This is a genomic window from Microcoleus sp. A003_D6, from assembly GCF_036702825.1.
Classification (GTDB): domain Bacteria; phylum Cyanobacteriota; class Cyanobacteriia; order Cyanobacteriales; family Microcoleaceae; genus Microcoleus.
This window is the reverse complement of the sequence record NZ_JAUBWA010000014.1, coordinates 78085-84470: the sequence shown is the minus strand read 5'-3', so window position 1 is coordinate 84470 and position 6386 is coordinate 78085. Positions and strand designations below refer to the sequence as shown.

Annotated in this window: 6 protein-coding genes; 3 read left to right on the top strand and 3 right to left on the bottom strand. The window is 49.3% G+C overall.

Annotated elements, in window-relative coordinates:
• Window positions 1-225: 225 nt before the first annotated feature.
• The 3 genes from fabD to plsX form a co-directional block, all read right to left on the bottom strand.
• Window positions 226-1107 (bottom strand): ACP S-malonyltransferase, encoded by an 882-nt coding sequence (gene fabD / locus QUB70_RS06770; protein ID WP_332979168.1) that lies wholly within the window; start codon window positions 1105-1107, stop codon window positions 226-228.
• A 563-nt stretch (window positions 1108-1670) separates the two neighbouring features.
• On the bottom strand, window positions 1671-2681 hold the full coding sequence (locus tag QUB70_RS06765; protein WP_332979166.1) for a beta-ketoacyl-ACP synthase 3: 1011 nt from the start codon (window positions 2679-2681) through the stop codon (window positions 1671-1673).
• Between the two features lie 282 nt (window positions 2682-2963).
• Window positions 2964-4013 (bottom strand): phosphate acyltransferase PlsX, encoded by a 1050-nt coding sequence (gene plsX / locus QUB70_RS06760; RefSeq protein ID WP_332979165.1) that lies wholly within the window; start codon window positions 4011-4013, stop codon window positions 2964-2966.
• A 210-nt stretch (window positions 4014-4223) separates the two neighbouring features.
• Here plsX and QUB70_RS06755 point away from each other — a divergent pair, with 210 nt between their 5' ends.
• The 3 genes from QUB70_RS06755 (at window position 4224) to QUB70_RS06745 (ending at window position 6378) form a co-directional block, all read left to right on the top strand.
• On the top strand, window positions 4224-5558 hold the full coding sequence (locus tag QUB70_RS06755; RefSeq protein WP_332979163.1) for a D-alanyl-D-alanine carboxypeptidase: 1335 nt from the start codon (window positions 4224-4226) through the stop codon (window positions 5556-5558).
• 81 nt (window positions 5559-5639) lie between these two features.
• Window positions 5640-5924 carry a 30S ribosomal protein S16 gene (rpsP, locus tag QUB70_RS06750; protein ID WP_332979161.1) on the top strand — a complete coding sequence of 95 codons (285 nt, stop codon included), beginning with the start codon at window positions 5640-5642 and terminating at the stop codon, window positions 5922-5924.
• On the top strand, window positions 5896-6378 hold the full coding sequence (locus QUB70_RS06745; RefSeq protein ID WP_332979160.1) for a KH domain-containing protein: 483 nt from the start codon (window positions 5896-5898) through the stop codon (window positions 6376-6378). The genes rpsP and QUB70_RS06745 overlap by 29 nt, the downstream gene beginning before the upstream one ends.
• Window positions 6379-6386: the final 8 nt, after the last annotated feature.

Sequence of the window (6386 nt, the reverse complement as noted above, 5' to 3'; positions counted from 1 at the left end):
TATATAGTCCAAATAAAAGTCCATGACAGCAAATGTATTGTTTGTTACATTATACACCATAAAGTCAGGAGAGCCATATTTTCTAAATGTCTGGATCGTCTATCGCCAACTGGCACAACAGCCAATATTCGGATTTGCCTGTTGTGCGATTCATTTTTGGACAATCTTCGAGCCAATTAACTCTAAATTTTATAACCTGCGGTTTCATCACAGGTTAAAAATAGATTAAGCGGGTAAATCTGCAAAACTGCTAACATTTACCAGCGCTAAATCTGGAGTTGTCCTTTTAATTAAACCTGTGAGAACTTTACCGGGGCCAATTTCCACTACCCGATCGATTCCTTGTTGCGGCAATTGCAGAGAAATTTCTCGCCAGCGCACGCCTTTAGTCATCTGCTGAGTCAACCGCTGCTTTAAAGTGGCTGCGCTGGTAGTGGCTGACGGTTCTGCATTTGAGAGTACCAGCATTTTTGCATCGGAAAACCTTGCAGACTTTAAGGCTAGTTGAAACTCTGCCGCCACCCCGGCCATCAGGGGAGAGTGAAACGCACCGGAAACATTCAATTTAACGGCGCGTTTGACTTTGATTTTGGCAAGCAAATCTTCTACAGCAGCAGGCGTTCCAGAAATCACGACTTGTGCTTCGCTGTTGTCGTTTGCCAGCACTACGTCTCGGCTGTATTGAATTTGCAGTTCTAGTTCCTGCCTGTCGAACCCGATCAAAGCCACCATTTGCCCGCCGGAGGCAGTGTCCATGAGTTCGGCGCGGCGTTTGACTAAGCGCAATCCCGTTTCAAAGTCAAAGACGCCTGCTGCGTAGAGGGCAACGTATTCTCCTAAACTGTGACCCGCAACGACTGCTGGCCGATCGCTTTTTTCTCGCATTAAGTCGGTCAAAATACTTTCTACTACGAACAAGCAAGGCTGAGTGTAGAGAGTCCGAGATAGTTTTGCTTCTTCTTTTTGGCAAACTTCCGCGACAGACCAACCTAAAATTTCTTTGGCTTGCTCAAATTTGGCTTTGGCTGTTGGCAAGTTTAATAAGTCTGCACCCATCCCGATCGCCTGGGAACCTTGTCCGGGAAATACCCATGCTGTTTTAGTCATTTTTCCGGTAATCTGCTAATTGGTGGTTGCTAATTTGTGATTGCAAAAATTCTTTGTTTTCCGCTTCTTTCGTTCGCTCGCTGGTATCCGCTATCTTTCGGTTAACGAACTATCTACTGGCGACTCACAATTCTAACATAATAACTGCGATTTTTACGAGTTTTATATTTTCTCTTGCTACTTTAATCAAATTAATCGCGCCAAGCAGGATTTTCCACCTTCAAGCTGGGGAAAGCCGAGCGAAAAATAGAGGATTTTCAATTGCTGCACACACTTGTCCATAATTCCTGTCAGAGGATGCACGGCTTTGTGCATACCTTACCCTATGTATGACGTGTTAAAGGATTTTTATTTTTCAAGGGTCGCACTCCCAACTATCACGCTTGGCAAGTTTCAAGCTGAAAAATATTATACCAGTTCTCAAACAGAATAAAATTGCTAGCCCGCGACCCCAACCATACTTCATCAGTGATTCCCTATCGAAAATCGGCAATCGAAAATCAAAAATGGTATTACCGTGATTCCCCAATCGAAAATCGGCAATCGAAAATCGAAAAATCGCTTTACCTTCCCCATTGAAAAATCGCCGCCCCCCAAGTCAAACCTGCACCAAAACCAGCCGCAGCAATAGTATCGCCCGCTTTAACTTTACCCAGACGCACCGCTTCGTCTAAGGCAAGGGGAATTGAAGCCGCTGAGGTATTGCCGTAATTTGCTAAATTGCTAATTACTTTCTCGGGGGGAATCTTGAGCCTTTGGGCAACTGCATCGAGAATCCGCTGATTGGCTTGGTGCAACAGCAGCCAGTCAATTTCTGCGACGTTGATATCGGCACGAAACATCGCTTTTTCTATGACTTCCGGCACTTTTTTTACGGCAAACCGATAGATTTCTTGACCGTTCATTGTAATGGGATGAAATCCGCCCACTCCGACGCTGACGCCCTCAATTAATTCTTTTGACTCGGCTTTGTAAGCTAAATTGAGAGACGCATTTTGCGTGCCGTCGCTGCGAATTTCAAATCCCAAAAAGCGATCGACTTCGGAAGCTTGCAATACCACCGCACCTGCACCGTCTCCAAATAGAATGCAAGTACCGCGATCCGACCAATTCACCCAGCGAGACAAAATATCTGCTCCGATCAGCAAAACATTTTGATAAACCCCTGTCCGAATGAACTGCGAGGCTGTAACTAAACCAAAAACAAAGCCAGAACAAGCTGCTGTCAGATCGAAAGCCACAGCTTTTGTCGCGCCCAACTGATATTGAATCTGACTGGCACTGCCAAACAAATCGTCAGGGCTGGATGTAGCCAAAATAATCAAATCGATATCTCTAGGCGAAATTTGTGCCATTTCGATCGCCTTTTGAGATGCCTCTGCGGCTAAATCGCACAAAGAAGTGCGATCGTCCGCCAGCCGGCGTCCGCGAATGCCCGTTCGCGCCGCTATCCACTCGTCCGAAGTTTCTACTATCTGACTCAAACCGTTATTATCCAGCGAAACCTGCGGTGTACAAGAACCGCTACCCGTGACGGCAATGCCGAACCCTGATTGCTGCACATTCCTCTCCATTTATGAGCGATCGAGCGAGAAATTAAAAATTAAAAACTACCAATTAAAATTATTTTTTAAACTGCTGAAATTACTTTATTTTAAGCAAAACAGTTGGTTTAATCTGACATTTTTAATTTTACATTTTTAATTTTTAATTCCTACTTACCAGAAAGAATTGGTTTAAAGCCTCTCCCCGAGCGGGAGAAATTAGAAGAAGACTATTCATTACTCCAATCCTCTTCCAGGTAGAGGTCGCTGTCAACTGTCAACTGTCAACTGTCAACTGTCAACTTACTGCCTCTAATTTACAGCTTCTTGTTCCAGAACACTTTCGCGATTGGACGATCTAATTCGCTCCAGCACTTGGTTGTCAACAGCCCCCTTCGCCAAACGAATGGCATTAAAAATCGAGGCAGCTTGAGACGAACCGTGGCTGATAATGCAAACTCCAGCAACGCCCAACAGCAAACCGCCGCCGTGTTCAACGTGGTCTACCCGCTGCTTAAACCCTTGCAAGCTTTTTTGCAGCAGAGGATCGTTAATTTGATGTTGGAGTCCTTTGACTAATTCTTCCTTCAGCACTTGCACGACGACTTCGCCCACCGCTTCGGCAAACTTCAACAACACGTTGCCGACAAACCCGTCGCAGACAATCACGTCGAAGTTCCCCGACAGCACGTCGCGGCCTTCGGCATTGCCCACAAAAGGAATGTTTGGGTTGTCCACCAATAACTGGTGGGTGCGGACTGCCGCGTCGTTGCCTTTAGAAGGTTCTTCGCCAATGTTGAGCAGGCCGATTTTAGGTTCGGCGACGCCCAGCACGCACTGGCTGTAAATAGTTCCCATAAGAGCGAACTGCTCCAAAAATTTGGGGCGGCAGTCCACATTAGCGCCGACATCGAGAATGAGTACAGAGCTGCCCGGTACCATTGTCGGCAAAACCGCACCGATCGCAGGGCGATCGATGCCGGGGAGCCGCCCCAACCTCAGCAGGCCCGCAGCCATTGCCGCGCCGGAGTGACCGGCGGACACCACAGCATCAGCTTGCTGCTGCTTTACCAAGTTCATCGCTACGTTAATCGAAGCGTTGGGCTTGCGTTTGAGGGCACTCAAAGGTTCTTCGTGCATTTCCACCGTTCCTTCAGAAGGAACGATTTCTAGCTGACCTTTGCAGACGCGGCCGATCGCGTCTTGAAGACGTAGCGAGTCTTCTATTTGCTGCGGGTCGCCCACCAGCAAAATCTCTACGCCTAATTCTTCTTGTGCCTTAAGCGCTCCAGCTACAACTTCGGCGGGGGCATGATCCCCACCCATAGCGTCTATTGCAATTCTTGCGCGTGTCGATCTCATTGACCAATGTTTGAGAAACACTAAAAATTCTACCAGGAAGTCAGGAGCGTGAATCCATTCGTCTGAATAAAGAACTAAAATCCGCTCGCGCCCGGTGATCGGACAATTGCGATGTACGACTACTCTGATAGAGTTTGTTCCTACTTTACTATTTTTGACTGCAAATTGAAAAACTCAATGCAATAGTTCATATGACTTTAGGAGTAAAAAATGCTGGATTTATTTAGCTCGGGAATCATGTCTCTGTGGCTGGATATGGCTGGGGTCAGAAGTGCCGCGCCCAATGCTGCATCAATCCTGGCTTGGCGGGGAGGGATACCCGGGTTAGTGGTGGCCGAAGATTTGGCTTTTGGGGGAATAGATGTGGCAAATCCAGACTTGCCTGCTGAAGCTGCCGTGCAGGAATATTTAAAAGATTTGAAGGACAAGAAGCTGATTGACGGGAATCAGGGAATTTGGGTGCAAGCGGGAATGGTGCCGCTGGTAAGTCAGCAGGGGAAAATGCTGATGCCTGGGGCTTCGCTGACTAAGATTGCGACTTCTCTGGCGTCGCTAGAAACTTGGGGCGCTACTTATCAGTTTGAAACGCGGTTCCGGGGAACGGGGCCGATTAGGAATGGGGTATTGCAGGGGGATTTGGTGGTCAGCGGCGGGGGCGATCCGCTGTTTGTGTGGGAGGAGGCGATCGCCGTAGGAAATGCTCTCAATCAAATGGGTATCGATCGGGTAGCGGGCAATTTGGTGGTGACTGGCAATTTCCGCATGAATTACCAGTCCGATCCTTTGGCTGCGGGGGAGGGTCTGCGACAGGCCCTCGATGGTCGTAGTTGGCCAAAGGATGTGGTGGCAATGTATTCTAAGATGGCTCCGGGAACTAGAAAGCCGCAAGTAACGGTGGCCGGCAGCGTCATTGCTGAAAAATTTGTGAGTTCGGGGCATTTGCTGCTGAAGCGCCGATCGCTCCCTTTAGCCGAAATTCTCAAGCAGATGAACGTCCACAGCGACAATGAAATGGCTCAAATGCTGGCCGACAATTTGGGCGGGGCACAAATAGTTCAGCAGCAAGCAACTTGGGCTGCGGGGGTGCCGGCGGCGGAACTTCAATTGGTTAACGGTTCGGGTTTGGGAGTGGAAAATCGGATGTCTCCGAGGGCGGCTTGTGGGATGATGCAGGCGATCGCCCGCAACCTTCAAACGACTGGGCTGACGATTGCTGACTTGTTTCCGGTGTCCGGGCGGGATAAAGGAACTTTGGAATACCGACACATTCCGCGATCGGCTGTGGTGAAAACCGGTACTTTGGACACCGTGATTGCTTTGGCTGGAGCCATACCCACGCGCGATCGGGGTTTAGTGTGGTTTGCAATTATTAATCGCGGCACTGATTGGGACTCTTTGAGAGCGCAGCAAGATATATTTTTGCAAAAATTGGTGCAGCAGTGGGGATCTGCACCGATTTTGCCACTAGCAATTACACCGCACATTGACGGCGCCAGACCTGCCTTGGGGGCAGCAAATCGCAGCGATATTTTGCTGGGAGGTTAAGAAATAGGGGTTGAGTTGCGGTTCGCACAAAGACGACCGACATAATAGCTTAGAATTGAAACACGACTATTCTGCAAGAAGATGATCAAACTGCGATTGAAGAGATACGGGAAAAAACGCGAGACAAGCTACCGGATTGTAGCGATGAACAGTTCTACCCGCCGCGACGGCCGTCCCCTAGAAGAGCTCGGCTTTTACAACCCCAGAAATAACGAAACCAGGCTGGATGTTCCAGCGATTGTCAAGCGCCTGCAACAAGGCGCTCAGCCAACTGACACCGTGCGTGACATCCTCAGAAAAGCCCATGTATTTGAACAAGTCGGAGCCGGAGCCAACGTTGAATCCAGCACAACAGCAGTCAGCTAGTCCCAACTACGCTGGACTCGTACAGTTTTTAATTGGGCCTTTTTTAGAGACCCCAGGCTCTTTGCGGGTTGATTGCGAACTGCACCCGCGCCAATCGCGGGTCTGGGTTCGGCTCGCTTTTGAAGATCCTGACAAAGGGCGGGTTTACGGTAGAGGCGGACGCAATATTCAGGCCATTAGAACTACCCTCGAAGCGGTGGCGCAGACGGCCGGTCAGTCGCTCTACTTAGACATATACGATGGTGAAGCAGGCGATCGTGGCTCCGGGCCGCCCAGGGGCGATCGCCCGGATCGCGACCGCCCGGATCGCGGTACGCGCGATCGAGGGGACTTCCGACCCCGGACGCCGCCTCCGTCGCCGCCCAGTCCCTTAGCTAGCAGAACTCCGAGAGAACAACCCCGCCGTACTAACACACCTACGTTTAGAACGAGCAGAAATACTCCCGGTTATTAACTGAAGAG